Below are 21,140 nucleotides of genomic sequence, written 5' to 3' on the forward strand. Positions count from 1 at the left end.
GGACCACCATGAGCCTTCGCACCACCGTCACCGCCCTCCCGGACTACGAGCCGTTCCTCCTCGGGGGCGAGTGGATGCCGCGGGGCGAACGCCCCGCACGCGCGGTGATCGACCCCGCCACCGGCGAGGTGCTCACGACGGTGGCCGACGCCACGACCGCCGACGTCGACGCGGCGGTGGCGACCGCCGTCGCCGCCCACGCCGACCGGCGGTGGCGCGGGCTCGCGCCGCTGGATCGCGCCCGCATCCTCAACCGGGTCGCCGACCTCATCGAGGAGCGGCTCGAGGAGCTCGCGGTGCTCGAGACCCGCGACAACGGCAAACCGATCGAACGCTCGCGCGCGGACACGGCCATGGCGGCGCGGACGTTCCGCCACTTCGCCGGTGCGCCCTCGCGTCTGGGCGGCACGGTCGTCTCCGTCGACGGCGGGGGACACCACGTCTACACGGTGCAGGAACCGGTCGGCCCGGTCGCGATCATCCTCCCGTGGAACTTCCCGATCATGACCGCGGCCTTCAAGCTCGCCCCGGCGCTCGCCGCGGGCTGCCCGGTGGTCGCCAAGCCCGCGGAGGACACCCCTCTCACGCTGCTGCGGCTCGGCGGCATCCTTCTCGAGGCCGGCGTTCCCGCCGGCACCGTGAGCATCCTCACCGGCGACGGCTCGGTCGGGGCGGCCCTGACCGCGCACCCGGGCATCGCGAAGATCACTTTCACCGGCTCCACCGAGGTCGGACGCCTGGTCGCGCACGCCGCCGCCGACGACTTCACGCGCGTCACGCTGGAGCTGGGCGGCAAGAGCCCGAACATCGTGTTCGAGGACGCCGACCTGGATGCCGCGGTCCTCACAGCGATGCGGGCGTCGTTCGGCCACTCGGGGCAGATGTGCACCGCGGGAAGCCGCCTGCTCGTGCAGCGTTCGATCCTCGCCGAGATGACCGAGCGGATGACGGCGGCGGTGGCCCGCGTGCCCGTGGGTGACGGCCTGGACGGCGGCATCACGGTGGGCCCCCTGGTGTCGGAGGAGCAGCGTGAGCGCGTGCTCGGCTACATCCGCGCCGGTGTCGACGAGGGCGCGACCCTCCTCGCGGGCGGCGGCGTGCGCGAGCCCGGGTTCTATGTCGAACCCACCCTCTTCGCCGGCGTGACCAACGACATGCGGATCGCGCGCGAGGAGATCTTCGGTCCTGTCGTCGGCATCATCCCCTTCGACGACGAGGCGGATGCCATCCGCATTGCCAACGACACCGCGTACGGTCTCGCCGCCGGCGTGTGGACGCGCGACCTCGGGCGGGCGCACCGGATGGCGGCGGCGCTGGATGCCGGCACGGTGTGGGTGAACACCTACAACCTCTTCGATCCCGCTCTGTCGTTCGGGGGCACGGGGGAGTCCGGGCTCGGTCGCGACCTCGGCGAGGAGGGCCTGCGCGGCTTCCTCGAGTCCAAGAGCGTCGTCATCGCGATCCCGGAGGCGTAACCGCATGCTCACCGTGCACGGCGTCTCGGGGCCGATCGCCCCCGGGCAGCTCGGGGTCACGCTGCCGCACGAGCACGTCTACATCAACATGACGCGCACGACCCCACAGGACGGCTACCTCGCGGTCGAGGACGAGATGCTCGCCGAGCTCGCGCTGTTCCGCGCCGCGGGCGGTTCGACGATCATCGACCTGACAAATGGCGAGCTGAGCGACTATGCGGCACCCTTCGGCGAGAGCGACGACATGACGGAGCTGCAGCAGAACCGGCGGACCGGGTCGCGCTCGATCGCCAACGTGCGAGCCACCCGCCGGGCTGCCGAGACAAGCGGCGTGCAGGTCATCCTCGGGACCGGCCACTACTACGACACCTACCTCGACAAGGAATGGTTCGACCGCACCCCGACCAACACGCTCGCCGACTTCCTCGTCGCCGACCTCCTCGACGAGATCCCCGGCACCGGTGTACGCGCCGGGGTGATCGGCGAGATCGCGTCCGACCTGTCGCACATCACGGCGGCAGAGGAACGGTCGTTCCGCGCAGCCGCCCGTGCCGGACGCGAGACGGGTGCGCTCATCTCGACCCATGCGGCGTCGTTTCCCACGGGCCTGGCGCAGCTCGACATCCTCACCGAGGAGGGCGTCGACCCGTCTCGCGTCGTGATCGGCCACGCCGACACCGTGAAGAGCGTCGAGTACTCGCTCGAGCTGCTGCGCCGCGGAGCCTTCGTCGAGTTCGACTGCCTCATGACGTGCCGCGTCGGCGGTTCGCTCATCCGCCACCAGATCGACCGGCGCATCGATTACCTGCGCCGCCTCGTCGACGCCGGGTATGCCCACAAGGTCCTGCTGTCGCACGACGTCTGCCAGCGCTCGCACCTGCGCGCGTACGGTGGCCCGGGATACACCTTCCTCTTCGAGGAGTTCCGCCAGATCGCGGTCGAGTCCGGGATCGCCCCCGAGATCCTCGACGCCATCCACCGCGACAACCCGCGTCGCGCCGTCTTCGGAGAGTGACCGATGCCGATCCACACCGTTCTCGGACCCATCGACGCCGCCGACCTCGGCCGGACGTCGATGCACGAACACCTGCTCAGCGACCTGCGCATCTGGGCGAAGACGCCGACGGAGCTCCCGCCGGAGGGCGTGGAGATGGGCCCCGAGCTCATGGCCTACCTCCGGTGGAACTTCCTCTCGATCCCCGAGAACATCGTCCTCCACGATCCCGTCGTCGCCGCCGAGGAGCTGGCGCACGTCGTGACCGCCGGCGGGTCGGGGGTGCTGGAGCTCACCCTCGACGGCATGGGTCGACGCCTGCGCGAACTGCCCGAGATCTCGCGTCGCTCCGGAGTCCACGTCATGGTGGGCGCCGGGTATTACGTCGAGCCGACGATGCCCGACGACGTCCGGACCGCCGACGTCGACACCCTCACCGACGTTCTGGTGACGCAGCTGCGCGAGGGCATCGACGACACCGGCATCCGTCCCGCCCTCCTCGGCGAGATCGGCACGAGCTATCCGGTGACGGATGCCGAGTGGCGTTCGCTCCGCGCGGCCGCCCGGGCCGGCAGCGAGACCGGCGCCGCCGTCTACACCCACCAGTCCTTCCGCGGCATGGCCGGGACGAAGGTGCTCGAGGTGCTCGTCGACGAGGGCATGTCGCCCGACCGCGTGATCATCGGCCACCTCGACGAATACTGGGACAAGGCGTACCACCGCGACGTCGCCCAGGCCGGTGCCGTGCTCGCCTACGACACCTTCGGTTCCGACTTCTACTACGGCAGCACGGACCTGCGGAACCCGACCGACGCGGAGCGACTCGAGATGGTCGAGTGGCTGCTGTCCGAGGGGTACGGCGGCCAGCTCGTCATCGCGCAGGACGTGTGGGCGCAGGCCAATCTCCGCCGCAACGGCGGCCGCGGCTACGACCACCTCTTCGCCCGCATCGGCCCCGCCATCGCCAAGATCGCGGGTGACCCCGCGGTCGCCGACCAGATCCTCATCCACACTCCCCGGCGGTTGCTGGACCGCCCCACGCTCTCGGAGGACTCATGACCGACACCGCACTCGAAACCGGCATCGGCCCCGCTCACCTGGTCGGCCGCACCGTCCTGATCGTCGTCGACATCCAGGGCGGCGCCGGCACCACCCCGCCCGAAGAGGGCGGCATCCCGGTGCTCATGGGCGGCCGCGCCGAGCGCCGCGTCCGCGTCCGTTCGCTCGTGGACCGCGCCCGCGAGGCGGATGTGCCCGTGGTGTGGATCCAGGAGGTGCACAAGCGTTCCCTCGTCGACATCGGGCGCGAACTCGACGGCGCGGAGGGGCCGCACTGCATCGAGGGCGACCCCGACACGGAGATCGCCGCCTGGCTCGACCCGCAGCCCGAGGAGTTCGTCATCCGCAAGCGCCGGTACTCGGCTTTCTTCGGCACCGAGCTCGAGATCGTGCTGAAGGCGTACAAGGCCGAGACGGTCGTGCTCGTGGGCGGCCTCACCGATGTCTGCATTCACTACACCGCGGTGGACGCGCACCAGCACGACTACCGCGTGCGCGTGGTCACCGACGCCGTCGCCGGGTCGACGCAGCGGGCGCACGACAACGCGCTCGAGGCCGTGCAGTACCTCCAGCGGGATGCCCTCGTCACCGCGGCCGACGTCGAGGCCTCGTTCGAGCGGGTGCCCGCGTGACGAGCGCCCTCCCGCGGGAGGCGGCGTACGTCGTCGTCGGCGGCGGGACGGCGGGAAGCGTCGTGGCGGCACGCCTCGCCGAGGCGGGCCACGAGGTGCTCGTCCTGGAGGCCGGACCGGACTTCGGGCCGGAGGGCGATCCGGCGTGGCCGGCGGACCTGCTCGACGCGACGCGGCTCGGCCGCTCGCACGACTGGGGGTACGACTCCGGCGACACGTACCCATGGCGCGTCGGCTTCGAGCGCGCCCGCGCGATCGGCGGCTCGAGCGACGTCAACGGGTGCACGCAGACCTGGGGCCACCGCCGCGACTACGACGCGTGGGCCGAGGCCGGCCTCGCGGGATGGGCGGCGGACGACCTGCGCCCGCTCTTCGAGGAGGGCATGCGCCGCCTGCGCGTGCACCGTTTCACCGCGGACGAACTCACCCCGTGGCAGCACGCCTGGTACGACGCGGCGCCGGCGGTCGGGATGCCGCGCGTCGAGACGCTCAACGACCTCGACGAGGCCGCCGGTTTCGCGCCCGAAGACATGAACATCCAGGACGGTGTCCGCATCAATGCGGCGTTCGGCTATCTCGACCCGGTCCGGGTCCTTCCGAACCTGACGATCGTCGGCGAAGTGCTCGTCGACCGGGTGATCGTCGAGCACGGCCGCGCGACCGGCGTCGTGGTGCACCACCGCGGCGAGGTGGTCGAGGTGCGCGCGGGAGCCGTCGTCCTCGCCGGCGGCGCGTACAACTCGCCGACCGTGCTCCTGCGTTCGGGCATCGGACCGTCCGCGCAGCTCGCCCCCCTCGGCATCCCGCTCGTCGCGCACCTCCCCGGCGTCGGCGAAAACCTCCACGACCAGCCGTTCCTCCTGATGAGCTGGGAGGGGTCGGACCGCATGCGCGTGGAGATGGATGCCGCCCGCGCGGGCGGCTGGGCCCCCGACGAGCAGGCGATGGGCAAGGCCGCCTCGAGCGTCGAGACCGAGGCGTTCGACCTGCACTTCCTCCCGTACAGCCCCACCCACCGCGGCGACGAGAAACGGTGGAGCATCGGCACTTCGGCGCTCCTGCCGCGGTCGCGCGGATTCGTGCGCCTGCGCAGCACCGATCCCGAGGCGAAGCCGATCATCGATCACCGGTTCCTCACCGACCCCGAGGGGCTCGACGTCGCGATGCTGATGGACGGCGCGGAGATCCTGCGCGACCTCGCGGCCACGCCCGCACTCGCGCCCCTCGTGGGACGGGAGATCCACCCCGGCCCCGACACCTTCACGCGGGAGGCGCTCGCGGCCCACCTCTACGCGAACCCCGACAACTACTGGCATCCGGTCGGCACGTGCCGGATGGGCGTGGAGGGCGACCCGCTCGCGGTCGTCGACGCGCGCGGCCGGGTCCACGGCGTGGAGGGACTCCGCGTCGCCGACTGCGCGATCATGCCGCGCGTGCCGCGCGCGACCACCGCCATGCCCGCCATCGTGGTGGGCGAGAACATCGCCCGGATGCTGATCGAGGACGCCGCATGAGCCTGTCGCACCTGACCCGCCGCTCCGCATCCTCCCTCGCGGAGGCGATCAGACGGCGGGAGGTGTCGTCGGAGGAGGTCGTGCGTGCGCATCTCGAGCGGATCGACGAGATCAACCCCGCGGTCAACGCGGTGGTGTCCTATCGGCCCGAGGAGGCCATCGACCGCGCTCGCGAGCTCGACGCGCTCAGCGCCCGCGGCCTCTCGACGGGTCCCCTGCACGGGTTGCCGTTCGCGGTGAAGGACCTGATGGATGTCGCGGGCCTCCCGACCACGTCGGGCTCGCGCATCCACGTCGGCACTGTCGCGAAGTCGGACAGCGTCATCTCGGGTCGTATCCGCGACGCGGGGGCCGTGTTCGTCGGGAAGACGAACACCCCCGAGTTCGGGGTCGGTTCGCACACGTTCAACGACGTGTTCGGTATCACCCGCAATCCGTACGACCTCGCTCGCTCCGCCGGCGGCAGCAGCGGTGGTGCGGCCGCGGCCGTCACCAGCGGCATGCTGCCGATGGCCGACGGGTCCGACCTCGGTGGCAGCATCCGCAACCCCGCGTCGTTCGGCAACCTCGTCGGGCTCCGGCCCACCGCGGGCCGCGTCGCCTCGGCCCGCCCCGGTAACGCGTGGGACCCCGGGTCGGTGCTGGGGCCGCTCGCGCGCAACGTCCGCGACGCCGCCCTGCTGATGTCGGTGATCTCGGCGCCGGAGCGTCGAGCGCCGCTGTCCATCGACGAGGATCCCGCGCTGTTCCTGTCGCTGCAGCCGCGACCGTTCGCCGGCGCGCGCGTGGCCTACAGTGCCGACCTCGGCGGGCTTCCGCTCGATCCGCAGGTGCGCGCGGCGACCGAGGCGGCCGCACGGCTCGCCGCCGACCTCGGCGCCGAGGTGATCCCGGTCGACCTCGACCTGTCCGAGGCCGACCTCGTGTTCGAGACGTTCCGCTCGCTGGAGTTCCTCGACGCCCACGGTGAGGAAGCGGCGGAGCACCCCGACCTGGTCAAGCAGACGCTGAAGGACGACATCGCGTGGGCCGGGGGATTCACCGCCGAGACGCTCGTCCGCGCCGCCGGTGCCCGCACCCGACTGTTCCGCCGGTTCCAGGCGCTGTTCGAGGACGTCGACCTGCTGCTCGCCCCGTGCGTCCAGGTGCTGCCCTTCCCCGTCGAGTGGGAGTACCCGACCGAGATCGACGGCGTCGGGATGGACCGCTACTACTCGTGGCAGCGGTCCTGCAGCCGCATCACCGCCACGGCGATGCCGGCGCTGTCGCTGCCCTTCTCGTTCTCGACCGAGGGGCTGCCGATCGGCGTGCAGTTCGTCGGTCCCTACCGCGCCGACCGCACCCTGCTGGAGTTCGGTCTGACCTGGGAGGGTGCCGTCGCCGACACGATGGCCCGCCGCCCGCCTCTCTGACCCGACGTCCCCGCTGAGGAGCCCCGCATGACCCCGTCCCCCCGGAACGACGCCACCACGCTGGTGATCGCGCCCGTACGCACGATGGACCCCGACCGCCCGCACGCGGAAGCGTTCGCGGTGCGGGCGGGGCGGATCGTCGCGGTCGGAGGCGTCGACGAGGTCAGCGCCGTCCTCCCCGCCGACCACGAAGTCGAGGAGCTCGACGGCGTCGTGCTCCCGGGCCTCATCGACGCTCACCTGCACATGCAGCGCGGCGGCCTCAAGGGAAGCGAACACGTCGACCCGGACGTCGACGTCGACGGGTACATCGACGCGATGGCGCGCACGTTCGACGACGAGGACTGGACCGGTGCCGAGCCTCCCACGCTCGATCAGCGGGTCGCGGGGCTCGACCTCGTCCAGCCGCTGTTCCACGCCCTCGGTTTCACCGGCATCGTCGACCCCGCCGTCACCCCGGACGAGATGCGCGGTTACCAGGAGGCGCACCGCCGCGGGCGGCTCACGATGCGCACCGTCGCGATGCCCTACCTCGAGATCGGGTCGCCGGGCACCCCCGACGTCGACGCGGTCATCGCCCACCTCTCGGGCACCGGGGTCTCCACGGGCTTCGGCGACGACGTCCTGCGCCTCGGGCCGATCAAGGTGTACGCCGACGGTGAGGCACTGAAGGGGCAGGCGCTGCTCGACGAGCCGTGGGATGCCAGCGGATACCGCGGCGAGCAGCGGATCCCGGATGCCGAGTACGCCCGTCTCGTCGCGTTCTGCGCCGCGAACGGCTGGGGCGTCGGCACGCACGCCGTCGGGGGCGCGGCGATCGGACTCGTCGCCCGGGAGTATGCCCGCGCCGGCGCCGCCGTACGGCAGAACCGGTACCAGGTGATCCACGGGTATCTCGAGCCGAGCGTCGAGACCATGCGTCTGGCCGGCGGCGTGGGGACCGTGGCATCCCTTCAGCCCTCGATCATCTGGCACAACGGCGCCGGTTTGCGGGAGAAGCTGGGGGAGCGCGCCGAGCATGCGAACCCGATGCGCTCCTGGATCGACGCGGGCGCGGTGCTCGCCCTCGGGTCGGACGGGCCGTACTTCGCGTTCGATCCCCGCCACCTGATGTGGCAGGCGGTCACGCGGTTCGTCGCGAACTCTTCCGAGCCGCTCGACCGGTCGGAGGCCATCACGCTCGAGGAGGCGCTCGCCGGGTACACGACCGGTGCCGCGTACGCGAGTCTCGCCGAGACCGAGCGGGGGATGATCCGCCCGGGCATGCTCGCGGACTGGGCGCTGTGGTCGGCGGACCCGGTGGATGCCGGTGTCGACGCGCTGCGCGGACTCCACGTCCGCCGGACGGTGGTGGGCGGCCGCACCGTGTACCGGGGCCACTCGTGATCGAGACGGTCCTCGGCCCCGTGCCCGCGGAGGGGTGGGGGGCGACCTCGACGAACGAACACCTCCTCACCGACTCGCGGGGCCTCGCGCGCCCGCTCCCGGACGGCACGTTCCTCGATGGCCCGCCTCGTCTGGAGGTCTGGGGCGACCTCCGGTGGAACTGGATGTCGATGCCCAACAACCTCACGCTCGACGACCCCGTCACGGCCGCCGAGGAACTGGCATCCGCCGCCGCCGTCGGCCTGGGTGCCGTGGTGGAGGCGACATCGTGGGGCATGGGCCCGTGTCACGCCGAGCTGCCCGAGATCTCGCGCCGCAGCGGGGTGCAGATCGTGGCCGCGTACGGCTCCTACATCGACAAGACGCTTCCGGCGTGGTGGCGGGAGCTGAGCGAGAGCGAGATGTTCGCGCTGTTCCGCACGGCGCTGACGGATGCCGTGCCCGGGGCGGCGTATCGCGCCGGGCTGCTGGGGCTTCTCGGTACCAGCGCCGAGATCACGGGGCCCGAGGCCCGGGCGCTGCGCGCGGCGGGCCGAGCCGCGGCCGAGGCCGGGGCGTCGGTGAGCATTCGTCTGGATGCGGCTGCCCGCCGCGGCCCGGAGGTCGCCGGCATCCTCACCGGGATGGGACTGGCGCCCGAGCGGATCCTCTTCTGCAACATCGACAAGGTGCTCGACCTCGCCTACGTGTCCGACATCGTCGACACCGGCGCCGTGGTGGAGTTCGCCTTCGGGAGCGACCATTCCTTCGGCGGCGGGATCCGCGATCACACCGACCGCGAGCGCCTCGACTTCCTCGGCGCCCTCGTCGCCGTGCGCCCCGACGCCGCGATCACACTCAGCACCTCGGTCTGGACCAAGGGACAGCTGACCCGCTACGGCGGCATGGGCTACGGTCACGTGCTCACGCGCATCGCCCCCCTCCTCGCGAGCGTCGGCGTCGATGACGCCCGTCTCGCCGACATGCTCGTCGCGCGCCCCGTCGCGCTCCTGGACAGGACGGAGACTCCTTCATGACCCCCACCGACCAGCCCCTGCACCGACGGAGCGCGCGCGAGCTCGCCGCCGGCATCCGGACCCGCGAGTTCTCGGCCGAGGAGGTGATGCGTGCGCACCTCGCACGGATCGAGGAGCACAACGACGCGGTCGCGGCGATCGTCACGATGATCCCCGAGTCCGAGGCCATCGAGGCGGCGCGCGAGGCGGACCGGGCCGTCGCCCGCGGTGACGAGGTGGGGCTCCTCCACGGCCTGCCGACCGCGGTGAAGGACCTGCTCGACGTCGAGGGGCTGCCCACCCGCCATGGCTCGCGGATCCACGCCGATGCGGCACCCGCGCGTGCGGACGCCATGGTCGTGGGACGGATGCGTCGCGCGGGAGCGCTCATCATCGGCAAGACGAACACCCCCGAGGCGGGGCTCGGCACGCTGACCTTCAGCGCCATCGCCGACACGTGCCGCAACCCCTACGACCTCTCGCGCCACGCCGGAGGGTCGAGCGGCGGAGCCGCGGCCGCGGTCGCGACGGGCATGCTGCCGTTCGCCGACGGCTCCGACAGCGGCGGCAGCCTGCGCTACCCGGCGGCGTTCTGCAACGTCGTGGGCCTGCGCCCGACTCCCGGCCGCGTCGCGAGCGGACGGCTCGACAATGGCTGGACCGCGCACGGCGTCCTGGGCCCGATGGCGCGAACGAGCGACGACGTCGCGTACGCTCTCGCGGCCATGGCGGGTCCCGACCCGATGGCACCGCTCTCGATCGCGGAGGACCCCGCTGTCTTCGCGTCGCTGACGCCGCGGAGTCCGGCATCGGTCCGGATCGGCTGGAATAGCGACGCGGGCGGCGTGCCGATCTCGCCCGAGGTCGCGGCCGTGCACACGGCGACGAGGGCCGCGCTCGTGGCCGCGGGGTACGACATCGTCGACCTCGACCTCGACCTGGCGGATGCCGAGGCCGCGTGGGAGACGGTGGAGATGTACAACTTCTTCGCCTCCTATCGCGGAGAGGCGGCCGCCCATCCCGACCTCATGCGCCCCGACCTGCTGCGCAACGTCCGGCAGGGGGAACGCATCACGGCCGCCGAGCTGGCCGACGCCCTGCGCACGCGCACCGAGGTCTTCCGCCGGACCGAGCGGCTGTTCGCCGACGTCGACGTGCTCATCGCCCCGGCGACGCCCGTGGTGGCGCCGCCGGCCGAGGTCGAGTGGGTCGAGCGCGTGGGCGACACCGTCTACGATCGCTACTTCCGGTGGCAGATGCTCGCGAACCGCTTCACCGTGACCGCGCACCCCGTGGTCGTCACGCCCGCGGGTTTCCACGGGCACCTGCCGGTCGGAATGCAGGTCGTCGGTCGCCACCGCGGCGAGGCGGATCTGCTCGCGATCAGCGCGGGGCTCGAGGCCGTCCTCGGCCTGACGGCCCGCACACCCGGGGAGTGAGCCACGTTTTACAACGTGGAAACATTCTCGGCACAAAATGAGGGATCCAATCCTGCAAAATTGGATCCAGTTACACCCGAGATATATCCATGATCCTCCACCCGGCCGCCGCGTCCCGAACGCAACCCGAATGCGTCGAGTCCGGCCCACCCTTTCGCACAGCACGAGGAGTAGTCCAGTCATGAAGATCCCGAACCGTTCCCGACGGCTCGCCGTCACCCTCGCGGGACTCGCCACGGTGAGCGTCCTGGCCGCCGGTTGCGCCGGCGCAACCGGCTCCGAGCCCGCCGCGTCGGATGGCTCCGCCGCCCTCAGTGGCCAGGTCGTCTGGGCCGACTACGGTGGGCCGACCAACGAGAGCCGCCAGGTCGCCTACTTCGACAGCTTCATCGACGAGACCGGCGTCGACGTCGTCTCGACGAGCATCGAAGACGCCGTCTACAAGAGCGAGCTCAAGGGTGAGGACGGTGACTACGACATCTTCCAGGCCGGCATCTCCGACATCCTGCCCAACCTCGGCAACCTCGCCGAGGTCCCCGCGGACGCTCAGGGGAGCCTGCTGCCCGAGAACGTGCGGCCGTACTACATCGGCGGCTTCGTCTTCGGTGTCGCCCAGGGGTGGCTGACCTCGACGTACCCCGACGGTGGGCCGCAGGACTGGGCGGACTTCTTCGACACCACGAAGTTCCCCGGCAAGCGCGCATGGCCCGGTGACCCGGGTTCGTACGACTCGTCGTACGAGATCGCGTTGATCGCCGACGGTGTCAAGCCGGCCGACCTCTACCCGCTCGACCTGCCGCGCGCCGAGAAGAAGCTCGACACGATTCGCGACAGCCTGGTCTTCTACCAGTCCTACCCCGAGACCCAGCAGCTGCTGAGCAGCGGCAGCGTGGCCATCGCGGTCACCGTCACGGGACAGTTCCGTGCCCTGCAGAACGCGGGCCAGGATGTGACCGTGCAGTGGAACCAGGCGTTCGCTGTGCCTTCGGGCTTCGTTTCGCCGAAGTCCTCGAAGAACCCGGATGCCGTCGCGGCTCTCGCTTCGTGGATGAACGACCCGGCCCGTCAGGCCGTCTTCACCGAACGCACCGGCTACGGTCCCGTGAACCCCGCGGTGTTCGATGAGCTGTCCGACGACGTGAAGTCGCAGGTCGTGAACGCCCCCTCGCACACCAACCTGCTCGCCTACGGCGAGGAGTGGCGTGCCGAGAACGCGGACCTGCTGCTCAACTCCTACACGGCGTGGCTCGCGGGCTGAGTTCCCGAGTCCTCATCCAGGGCGTCTCCCCTCTCGGGGAGGCGCCCTGCGTCGTTTCCGGGTCCGTTGTTACTCGCCCGAAACACAGCGCGTTTACAATCGGATCCACAAGAGCTAACTTTGGATCCAAGTCGACGGTCTTCGCGTCGACGGGGATCCTGTGGGGGAAACTCCCCCGCAATCTCGACCGAGGAGCATGAGCCCGTGAGTAGTGCGACCTTAGCCACGAGGATGCCGCGGGTGCGGCCCGCCGGCGGACTGCGCGGCGGGATCAGCCGGGCCGAGGTCCGCTGGCTCGTCTGGCCCCCGCTGGCCTTCTTCGCCATCGCCCTCGGCGTTCCGATGATCGCCCTGATCGCGATGTCGCTCGAGGGCGGCGGAGCCGCCTACCCCGGCGCCTTCGCGGTGCCGGCGTTCCTCGGCTCCCTCGGGCGCACCGTCGTGATCGCGGTGGTCACCATGGTGCTGACCATGATCCTCGGCGCCGCTTACGCGCTCGCGATCGTGACGTCGCCGACGTGGCTGCGCGTGGGCCTCCTGGCGGCCCTCATGCTCTCGCTCTGGACCTCGGTGATGGTGCGCTCGTTCGGCTGGGTCCTGCTGGAACTCCCCAAGGGCGCGATCCACTGGTTCCTCGGGATCATCGGTCTCGGCGACCAGCCGGTCGAGATCTACCAGACGGTGGCCGGGATGTACCCCGCCATGATCGCCGTCATGCTCCCCTTCGCGGTCCTTCCCGTCATGAGCGCGCTGCAGTCGATCGACAAGGAGCAGCTCAACGCGGCGACGATCTTCGGCGCGGGTCCGCTCCTGACCTTTCGAACGGTGACCTGGCCGCACATCGTGCCCTCGATCATCAGCGGTGGCGTCCTGGTCTTCGTCATGTCGCTCGGCTTCTACGTCACGCCGCTGCTGCTTGGCGGCCCCGCCAACATGACGGTCTCGGGCGTCATCAACGCGCAGATGAGCAAGGCCGACCGTCCCGATCTGGCGGCGGCCATGAGCATCCTGCTGGTCGGAGGAACGATGCTCATCTACCTCGTCGCGGACCGCCTGTTCAAGGTGAGCGAGAAGTGGGGCTGACATGACGACCACCGTTGCCCGGAGCCTCGGCGCGTGGCGGATCCCCGTGATCTTCGTCGCCCTGCTCGCCAGCTTGCTCCTGATCGTGCCGTTCCTCATCCTGGTGTCCACCTCGTGGACGCAGGGCGGCTTCATCCTCTTCCCGCCCGACGGGTTCTCGCTGCAGTGGTACGCGAAGGTCCTCGGCGACCGCCGGTGGATGAACGCCTTCACGTTCTCGCTGTGGGAGAGCGCAGCGGCCACCCTCATCGCGACCGTTCTCGGTGCGGTGGGAGCCATCGGCCTCACCCGTGTGCGCCGTCGTGCCGCCCAGCGATGGATCCGCACTCTCTTCATCGTCCCGATCGCGCTCCCGCCGATCGCCTACGCGGTGGGCCTCTACGGTGCCGGATCCGAGCTGTCATTCCTGCGCGGCTCGATCCTCACGCTCGTCCTCGGACACGCCCTGCTGGCGTTGCCGTACGTGTTCGTCATCGTCTCCGGTGGCGTCGCGCGCATCGACCCGGCGTTACGGCCCGCGGCGTGGACCCTCGGGGCGCGCTGGCCCCTCGTGCTGTGGAAGATCGAGCTGCCGGCGTTGCTGCCCTACATCCTGTCGGGCGCCCTCTTCGCCTTCGTCGTCGTGTTCGACGAGGTCGTGCTGGCCGTCTTCCTGTTGCCCCCCGGCGTGCAGACGCTTCCGCTGAAGATGCTGAACGCCGCCTCGGAGGCGTTCTCACCGGAGCTCACGGCGGCGTCCACGCTCGTCTCCGTCCTCGCGATCGTGCTCCTCGCGGTCGTCCCCCTCGTCATCGGACGCGCATCGCGCCGGTCCGGAGCGCGCCGTGGGCGCGCCCGCACCGCGGCGATCCGCCCGGAAGGAGTCATCGAATGACCGTCGCCCTCTCCGTCACCGACGTCGAGGTCACCCTCGGCGCCAACCACGTGCTCAAAGGCGTCTCGCTCGACGTCCAGCCGGGCGAGTTCGTCACGCTCCTCGGCGCCAGCGGCAGTGGCAAGTCGACGCTGCTGAACGTCATCGCCGGCCTCCAGGCCGTCGATGCCGGTCACGTCGCGTTCGACGGACAGAACGTCGAACGCCTCGCGCCGCAGAAGCGGAACGTCGGCGTCGTCTTCCAGTCCTACGCGCTATTCCCGCACCTGAGCATCGGCGACAACGTCGCGTTCCCGCTGCTGGCCGCCCGACGCCCCGCCAAGGAGCGGCGCGCCGTCGCCGACGAGATGCTCGCACTCGTGCAGCTCCCCGGCATGGCCGACCGCTCGCCCGCCTCGCTCTCCGGCGGACAGCGCCAGCGCGTGGCCCTCGCGCGCGCGCTCGCCGCGAACCCCGGCATCCTGCTTCTGGACGAGCCGATGGCCGCCCTCGACAAGCAGCTGCGCGAGCAGATGCAGGTGGAGATCACGCGCATCCAGCGCAAGGTCGGGATCACCACCGTCTCGGTCACGCACGACCAGACCGAGGCGCTGACGATGTCCGACCGTGTCGCGATCATGCACGAGGGGCGCCTGGTGCAGGTCGCCACGCCCGAAGACCTCTACCGGCGCCCCGTGAACGCCTACGTCGCGAGCTTCCTGGGCGAGGCCAACCTCCTGCCGGTGTCGGACGGCGCGCTCGTCGACGACACGACGGGCCTGATCGTGGATGCCACGGCGGTCCTGCGCCCCGAAGACATGAGCGTCGTCGCGCCCGGCGAGAGCACTCCCGCCTGGTCTGTCGAGGGGACGGTGCGGCTCGTGAGCTTCCAGGGTTCGCGCTACCGCCTGGAGCTCGCGACACCGTACGGCCGCAAGGTCGTCGCCTCGCTCTCGCCCGCGACCGATCTGTCGGGTCTCGCGGCGGGGTCGCGCGTGCGCCTCGCGTGCCGCACCCCTGAGCGGGTCCACCTGATCGAGGCGGTCGCGACGGCAGCCATCCCGGTCCCGGTCTGAACCCGGATCCCGTTTCTTCCCGAGCCGCCGCGGCTCGCCCTTCCCCCTGCGAGGAGTGCCCATGATCATCGACGCCTACAACACGACGCAAGACGTCCGCGGCCGATCCGACTACCTCACCGGCGCCCGACCCGGTGAGGAACCGCCGGCGTACGTGCCCTTCGACCCGCAGCGCATCCTCTCGCGCATGGACGCCGCCGGCGTCGACATGGCGATGGTGTGCTCGCTCGCCCAGCGCATCGAGAACGACTTCATCATCGGGCTGCAGGACGCCCACCCCGACCGCTTCATCGGTTTCGGTCAGGTGATGCCGCAAGCGGACGACGCCGTCGAGGAGATCCAGCGACTGGCGGATGCCGGCATCCGGGGTCTGAAACTGCACCCCAGCATGCACGGCTATCACGTCGCCGACCACGGTCTGCTCGACCCGGTGTTCCGCGCGTGCGCCGCGAACGGCATGGCCGTGATCATCAACGCGCTCGACGACGCCTTCTGTGCGCCGTTCTCGATCGAGGAGATCGCGAAGGACCACCCCGACGTGCCGACGATCATCGCCCACATGGGTGCGGTCTGGAACGTCCCGGAGGCGATCATCGTCGCCGAGCGCCGCGAGAACGTCTACCTCGAGACCTCGGCGACCCTCATGGCCGACGTCAAGCGCGCGTACGCGCGGCTCGGACCGGAGAAGATCCTCATGGGCTCGGAATGGCCGGGCTCGGACTTCGACCTCGAGCGCATGAAGATCGCGAAGGCGATCCCGGATGCCGCCGACCGCGCGCTCGTCGAGGGCGGGAACTACGCCCGCATCATGCGCATTGCGGTGCCGGTGTGACCCATCGGCCGCCGCTCGGGCGTCCCGCGGAGATGTCCGATGCGGATGCCGAGCTGCTCAACGCTGCGCGGGCTCAGCTCGACGCCGTCTACCGCGAGGGGCGGCACGAGGTGGTCGCCGCGTTCCGGCTCGCCGACGGCCGGATCGTCACGGGCGTGCACGTCGACGGGTCTGCCCGGCGCTCGTCGGTGTGCGCCGAGGGGGTCGCTGCGGGGAACGTCATCGCGGCCGGCGGGACGGTGGTGGCCGGGGTGAGCGTGCTGCGCCGCCCGGGCGGCAGCGAGCACGTGATCGAACCGTGCGGCGTGTGCGCCGAACTGCTCACCGACTACTGGCCGGACGCACGCGTGTGGATCACCCGCGGCGACGACACGGTTGCGGTGGCGATGAGGGATCTGCTCCCCGCCAAGCGCTCCCGCCTCTGGTGACGGGCGCCGCCGCGGTCAGGCGGCGGGGTCCCGAGGCTCGGTGGCATCCGGTCGGAGGCGAGGCGAGTCGTCGCGCGTGAAGATCGTCAGCACGGCGAGGGCGACCAGCTGCAGGCCCGCGACGAGCAGGAACGCCCACATCGATGAGGCCACGGCGATCACGGCGCCGCCGATCACGGCGCCGCCGCCGTAGCCGATACTGGTGAAGCTCGAGAAGAGGCCGACGCCGAGGGCCCGGTTCTCGGGGTGCAGGGCTCGCGTGGCGAGCATCGTGAGCGACGGATACAGCGGGGAGAACCCGACGCCGATGAGCGCCGCGCCCGCCGCAGCCACCCAGAAGTCCGCCGCCAGGGCGAGTGTCACCAGACCCGCCGTGAGCGCGACGAGCGAGATCGCCGTGGCCCGGAGCGGGCCGATCCGATCGGGGAGGTTCGCCAGGAACAGCCGCGCGACGATGACCGAGACGGCGAACACGGCGAAGACCGACGCGGCGCCGAGGAGGCCGGTCGCCGGCACCCCGGCGCCGGAGAGGTGGACGATGAGGAATCCGAGCATGAGGCCCTCGCCGCACCACGCCGCCGCCGCGACGACGCCGGGGGTCCACACGGCCTGGAAGGCCCGCCACAGCGCACGCAGACCGCGCGGGCGTGGCGACGCGTCCGGGGACGGGGCGGCCGGCGTCACCCGGGGGAGGAGAAGGATCAGCGCTCCCGTCGTCAGCTCGAGAGCGGCGCACAGCAGGAACACCGCGCGCGGGTCGGCCAGCGCGTCGACGGCCGTCCCGACCAGCGGACCCAGGGCGAGACCGATCCACACGCTGAGCCCGTAGATGCTCAGCGCCTTGCCCCGCTGCCCGGGGGGAGCGACCGTCACCAGCCAGGCCATCAGAAGGGTGACGGCCGCGGAGCTGCCGAATCCGAACAGGATGCGGCTCACGCTCGCACCCCACAGCGTCGGCACCGTGGCGAGCATCACGAGCGCCCCGGTGGCCACGACGCTGCCGATCACCGCGATGAGCCGATAACCGAGCCGGTCGCCGAGCACCCCCGCCACCGGCATCGACAGCATCGAGGCGACCGCGGCGAGCGAGATGATCGCGCCGGCGAGCCCGGTGCCGCCCCCGAGCACGTCACCGACATAGACCGGGATGAGGGGAGTGCTCGCGGAGTTGGTGATGCCGCTCAGCGCCGAGGCGGTGAAGATCACCCAGAACGGCACGGTGCGGGTGATGTCCCGCGTGCCGTTCATGCGGTGGGGGCGTTCGGGGCGCACTCCAGGCTGAGCCACAATTCGAAGCAGTTGTTCCGCGACAGGCTCGTTGCGCCGATCGACGCGCGGCCGACGCTACCGGCATCCTCGCCGAAGACGTCGAGGAAGAGGTCGGTCGCCCCGTTGGAGACGAGGTGCAGGTCTTCGAAGCCGGGCGGGCACACGACGAAGCACAGGGCGCGCGACAGGCTCACCACGTTGTCGAGCGACCCGAGGGCGTAGCGGATCATTCCGAGCGTGTGGACCGCGGTGAGGCGTGCGGCCGCATACCCCTCCTCGACCGTGACGTCGACTCCTACGACGCCGGGGTGGAGGCGGTCGCCCGCGCGGTTCTCGGGTGTGAGACCCGCCAGTTCGATGAGCGTGCCGATCCGGTGGAAGGGCTTCATCCGGCCGTACCGGATGCCGAACGGCGGATCGCTGTAGTCGGGGATCTCGAGGCCGAGTTCGCGGACGCGTGCTTCCGGGGATGTCATGGCGCACCTCTCTTCGGTTGTATCCTATCTCACATAAAATGGATCCATTACGACGGGAGCTGTCATGGCGTGGTCCGCTGAGCAACGTGTCAAGGAACTGGGGCTGGTCATCCCGGACTACTCCGACCCGCCCTACGGCGAGCGCTACGCCACGATGAAGGCGTTCCACCACCTCGGTCGGACGCTCACGATCAGTGGCATCACTCCCGAGGACCGTCAGGGCAACAAGGTCTTCCCCGGCCGCGTCGGCGAGACGGTCACGCTCGAGCAGGGCTATGAGGCGGCGCGGTATGCGGCGATCAACGTGCTCGGTCTCATCCGCTTCGCCGTGGGATCTCTCGACGAGGTCTCGGCGTTCATCCGGACGCTGACGTTCGTGTGCGTCGCGCCGGACTTCACCGACGTCAACCTCGTCACCAACGGCGCCGCTGACCTGTTCGTCGAGGTCTTCGGCGACCGCATCGGGCGCTCCACGTCCGCCGGCATCGGCGTCACCACCCTGTCCGGCAACAACGTGTTCGAGATGGTCACGGTCGTCGAGACCCGGCATCCGGCGCCGGAGGTCGACGATGAGGATTGACACCCACCTGCACCTGTACGCCGATGCGGCGCAGGGCCTGCACGACCTCACCGCCTACCCGATCGTCGAGTACGGCGAGAAGGATGACGTGGAGTTCGCCGGTATCGCGGGCACGGTCGCGGACGCCCTGGCGACGCTCGAGGCCGAGGGGTTCGACTACGCCGCCGTGCTCGGCAGCTTCGAGCTCCCTGACCTTCCCCATCCCCCTGGGGGAGCGGACTACTGGCCCGCCGTGCCGCCGCACGCCGACCTGCGCGATGAGCTCGTCGCCTACAACCGGTGGCTCTGCGACGTGGGGGCGCAGCACCCGCGGCTGCTGCCGTTCCTCGCCGCCAACCCCGCCGTCATGACCTCCGCGGAGGTGTATGCGCACTTCGCCGAGATGTTCGGCGACCACGGTGCGCGCGGCCTGAAGCTGCACCCGATCGCGATCCGCACGTTCCCCGACGACCCGGGTCTCGCTGGGGCGTACGACGCGTTGGAGGAGGCCGGTGCGCCGGTCGTGTTCCACGGCGGGCCCGACGTCCGCGGCTTCGGCTGGGCGGACCCGAAGCGCATCGCCGCGGTGGCGGGGGAGCGGCCGGGGCTCGCCGTCATCATGGCGCACCTGGGCGGGGCGGCGTGGCGCGACGTCGCGGCGCTCGCCGAGGCGCAGCCGACGCTGCGGTTCGACCTCTCCGAGATCGTCCACTGGATCGGCGCGCCGCTGGCGCCGACCGCCGCCCAGGTGGTCGCGCTCGTGCGCGCCGTGGGCGTGGAGCGCGTCGTCCTCGGCTCGGACTTCCCCTGGTACACCCCGGGGGCGACGGCCGCCGTGGTCGAGGAGCTGCCGGGATTGTCGGAGGCCGAACGCGCCGCGATCATCGGCGAGAACGCCGCCCGGCTCCTTCGCCTGGGCTGAGCGGCGTTCGGACGCGGCTCAGGCGGCGGGCTTGTAGACCACGTAGAGCTTGCGGACCGGCTCGATCACGGTCCAGACACCGGTCCAGCCGATCGGGAAGTAGGCCGCGCTCCCCGCCGTGAGCTCGACGGGCTCCTCGCCGTCGCGCTGGACGGTCATCCGTCCGGCGAGGATGTGGACGATCTCGCCGCGCGTGAGGAACTCCCATCGCGATGTGCCCGGGTCGCTCTCCCACACGCCGGAGATGACCGTGCGGTCGTCGTTCACAAACTGCACCTTGCCGCGGACGATGATCTCGCCCGACAGCGGTTCGGCGTTCGGTGGGGCGAGGGGCTTCGCCTCGAGTTCGGTGGCATCCAGCTCAGCGGGTCTCATCACGAAAGTCATGTTTGGATCCTAAATGCGCAAGAATGGATCCGCAATGAAAGGAGCCGGTGTGATCGAGACCGTCCTGGGAGCCCTCCCCGCCGCGGCGCTCGGGCCGACGTCGATGCACGATCACGTCCTCGCCGACTCGGCCCGCCTGCAGCGCCCGGGCGAGCAGCCTCCGCCGCCCGGGCCGCCCACCGTGCGCCCCGAGACGCGCGACTATCTGAGCCGCAACATGCTCGCGTTCGCCGACAATCTGCGGCTCGACGACCCGGATGCCGCGGTCGACGAGCTACGGATCGCTGCCGACGCGGGCCAGCAGGCGCTGGTCGAGTCGACATCGTGGGGCCTCGGACCCGACCACGCGCGGCTGCCCGAGATCGCGCGGCGCTCGGGCATGACGATCGTCGTGGCCTACGGCACGTACATCCGATCCACGCTCCCGCCCGAGATCTCGGCGCTCGACGAGGATGGCCTGCACGCCCTGTTCGCCGCGGCGCTCGACGACGCGGTCCCGGGCACGGACTACCGCGCGGGGCTGCTCGGCATCCTGGGCACGACCGCGGGTCTTCCGGGCGTCGAACGTGGCATGCTGCGCGCGGCGGCCGACGCGGCGGCGCACGGCGGCGCGAGTGTCACCGTGCGGCTCGACCCCGATGCGCGCGACGGGCTCGCGGTGCTCGACGAACTCGCCCGCGCGGGGCTGCCCGCGGACCGCGTCGTCTTCACCAACGCCGACGAATTCCTGGATGCCGCGTACTGGCGCGACCTGTCGGACGCGGGCGCGACGCTCGAGATGTGCTTCGGCACCGAGGACGTGCACGTCGGACGCGTGTTCAACCCCACCGACGCGGAGCGCCTGCGCTTCTTCGTCGACGCCGTGACCGCCCGCCCGGCGGCGCGGTACGTGCTCGGGCAGTCGGTATGGACGAAGGCGCAGCTGACGCGTCACGGGGGCTACGGGTATGGGCGTCTCCTCGGCGTGATCGTTCCGGAGCTGCGGGCGCGACTTGGGGTGCCCCGGGTCGCGGAGATGCTCGTCGACCAACCGCGTCGTCTGCTCGACCGCGGAGCGGGGCGTCCCGACGCCTGACGGCATCCGAACGCCC

Annotated in this window: 21 protein-coding genes; 18 read left to right on the top strand and 3 right to left on the bottom strand. The window is 71.0% G+C overall.

The features are described from left to right. Positions 1-8: 8 nt before the first annotated feature. The 15 genes from ABC271_RS03140 (at position 9) to ABC271_RS03210 (ending at position 16,436) form a co-directional block, all read left to right on the top strand. Positions 9-1,475 carry an aldehyde dehydrogenase family protein gene (locus tag ABC271_RS03140; RefSeq protein WP_412923462.1) on the top strand — a complete coding sequence of 489 codons (1,467 nt, stop codon included), beginning with the start codon at positions 9-11 and terminating at the stop codon, positions 1,473-1,475. Positions 1,476-1,479: 4 nt separating this feature from the next. Further along, positions 1,480-2,490: a phosphotriesterase family protein gene (locus ABC271_RS03145; RefSeq protein WP_412923463.1), complete on the top strand. Its 1,011-nt coding sequence runs from the start codon at positions 1,480-1,482 to the stop codon at positions 2,488-2,490. A 3-nt stretch (positions 2,491-2,493) separates the two neighbouring features. Continuing rightward, entirely contained in the window at positions 2,494-3,528 is a 1,035-nt protein-coding gene (locus ABC271_RS03150) for a phosphotriesterase family protein (protein ID WP_412923464.1), read from the top strand. Then, positions 3,525-4,160, top strand: coding sequence for a cysteine hydrolase family protein (locus ABC271_RS03155; RefSeq protein WP_412923465.1), 636 nt, complete (start codon positions 3,525-3,527; stop codon positions 4,158-4,160). The genes ABC271_RS03150 and ABC271_RS03155 overlap by 4 nt, the downstream gene beginning before the upstream one ends. After that, positions 4,157-5,674 (top strand): GMC family oxidoreductase, encoded by a 1,518-nt coding sequence (locus ABC271_RS03160; protein ID WP_412923466.1) that lies wholly within the window; start codon positions 4,157-4,159, stop codon positions 5,672-5,674. Before ABC271_RS03155 ends, ABC271_RS03160 begins: the two co-directional genes overlap by 4 nt. Further along, on the top strand, positions 5,671-7,086 hold the full coding sequence (locus ABC271_RS03165) for an amidase (RefSeq protein WP_412923467.1): 1,416 nt from the start codon (positions 5,671-5,673) through the stop codon (positions 7,084-7,086). Before ABC271_RS03160 ends, ABC271_RS03165 begins: the two co-directional genes overlap by 4 nt. A 27-nt stretch (positions 7,087-7,113) precedes the next feature. Next, positions 7,114-8,472: an amidohydrolase gene (locus ABC271_RS03170; protein ID WP_412923468.1), complete on the top strand. Its 1,359-nt coding sequence runs from the start codon at positions 7,114-7,116 to the stop codon at positions 8,470-8,472. Next, positions 8,469-9,488: a phosphotriesterase family protein gene (locus tag ABC271_RS03175; RefSeq protein ID WP_412923469.1), complete on the top strand. Its 1,020-nt coding sequence runs from the start codon at positions 8,469-8,471 to the stop codon at positions 9,486-9,488. The genes ABC271_RS03170 and ABC271_RS03175 overlap by 4 nt, the downstream gene beginning before the upstream one ends. After that, on the top strand, positions 9,485-10,906 hold the full coding sequence (locus tag ABC271_RS03180) for an amidase (protein WP_412923470.1): 1,422 nt from the start codon (positions 9,485-9,487) through the stop codon (positions 10,904-10,906). The genes ABC271_RS03175 and ABC271_RS03180 overlap by 4 nt, the downstream gene beginning before the upstream one ends. Before the next feature lie 181 nt (positions 10,907-11,087). After that, positions 11,088-12,164, top strand: a complete 1,077-nt coding sequence (locus ABC271_RS03185; RefSeq protein WP_412923471.1) for an extracellular solute-binding protein — start codon at positions 11,088-11,090, stop codon at positions 12,162-12,164. Positions 12,165-12,404: 240 nt separating this feature from the next. Beyond that, positions 12,405-13,247 carry an ABC transporter permease gene (locus ABC271_RS03190; RefSeq protein ID WP_412923472.1) on the top strand — a complete coding sequence of 281 codons (843 nt, stop codon included), beginning with the start codon at positions 12,405-12,407 and terminating at the stop codon, positions 13,245-13,247. 1 nt (position 13,248) lies between these two features. Next, positions 13,249-14,121: an ABC transporter permease gene (locus ABC271_RS03195; RefSeq protein ID WP_412923473.1), complete on the top strand. Its 873-nt coding sequence runs from the start codon at positions 13,249-13,251 to the stop codon at positions 14,119-14,121. Then, complete coding sequence (locus ABC271_RS03200) at positions 14,118-15,176, top strand: ABC transporter ATP-binding protein (protein WP_412923474.1); 1,059 nt, start codon at positions 14,118-14,120, stop codon at positions 15,174-15,176. The genes ABC271_RS03195 and ABC271_RS03200 overlap by 4 nt, the downstream gene beginning before the upstream one ends. 61 nt (positions 15,177-15,237) lie before the next feature. After that, entirely contained in the window at positions 15,238-16,008 is a 771-nt protein-coding gene (locus tag ABC271_RS03205) for an amidohydrolase family protein (protein WP_022879890.1), read from the top strand. Continuing rightward, positions 16,005-16,436, top strand: a complete 432-nt coding sequence (locus ABC271_RS03210; protein WP_412923475.1) for a cytidine/deoxycytidylate deaminase family protein — start codon at positions 16,005-16,007, stop codon at positions 16,434-16,436. Before ABC271_RS03205 ends, ABC271_RS03210 begins: the two co-directional genes overlap by 4 nt. A gap of 15 nt (positions 16,437-16,451) precedes the next feature. Here ABC271_RS03210 and ABC271_RS03215 read toward each other — a convergent pair whose 3' ends face one another. Together ABC271_RS03215 and ABC271_RS03220 are read right to left on the bottom strand one after the other, a co-directional pair. After that, entirely contained in the window at positions 16,452-17,684 is a 1,233-nt protein-coding gene (locus ABC271_RS03215; protein WP_412923476.1) for an MFS transporter, read from the bottom strand. Continuing rightward, positions 17,681-18,181 (bottom strand): RidA family protein, encoded by a 501-nt coding sequence (locus ABC271_RS03220; protein WP_412923477.1) that lies wholly within the window; start codon positions 18,179-18,181, stop codon positions 17,681-17,683. The genes ABC271_RS03215 and ABC271_RS03220 overlap by 4 nt, the downstream gene beginning before the upstream one ends. Positions 18,182-18,245: 64 nt before the next feature. On the opposite strand from ABC271_RS03220, the gene ABC271_RS03225 reads away from it, so the two are divergent. Further along, the gene (locus tag ABC271_RS03225; protein ID WP_412923478.1) at positions 18,246-18,761 is read left to right on the top strand and encodes a RidA family protein; all 516 of its coding nucleotides are present in this window, start codon (positions 18,246-18,248) and stop codon (positions 18,759-18,761) included. Further along, positions 18,751-19,662 carry an amidohydrolase family protein gene (locus tag ABC271_RS03230; RefSeq protein WP_412923479.1) on the top strand — a complete coding sequence of 304 codons (912 nt, stop codon included), beginning with the start codon at positions 18,751-18,753 and terminating at the stop codon, positions 19,660-19,662. Before ABC271_RS03225 ends, ABC271_RS03230 begins: the two co-directional genes overlap by 11 nt. An 18-nt stretch (positions 19,663-19,680) precedes the next feature. On the opposite strand, the gene ABC271_RS03235 is transcribed toward ABC271_RS03230, so the two are convergent. Then, a complete protein-coding gene (locus tag ABC271_RS03235; protein ID WP_412923480.1) occupies positions 19,681-20,049 on the bottom strand; it encodes a cupin domain-containing protein in 369 nt (122 codons plus the stop codon). 49 nt (positions 20,050-20,098) lie between these two features. Here ABC271_RS03235 and ABC271_RS03240 point away from each other — a divergent pair, with 49 nt between their 5' ends. Continuing rightward, positions 20,099-21,124 carry a phosphotriesterase family protein gene (locus ABC271_RS03240; RefSeq protein ID WP_412923481.1) on the top strand — a complete coding sequence of 342 codons (1,026 nt, stop codon included), beginning with the start codon at positions 20,099-20,101 and terminating at the stop codon, positions 21,122-21,124. The last annotated feature ends 16 nt before the right edge of the window (positions 21,125-21,140 follow it).

It is taken from the genome of Microbacterium canaveralium, from assembly GCF_047238045.1.
Taxonomy (GTDB): domain Bacteria; phylum Actinomycetota; class Actinomycetes; order Actinomycetales; family Microbacteriaceae; genus Microbacterium.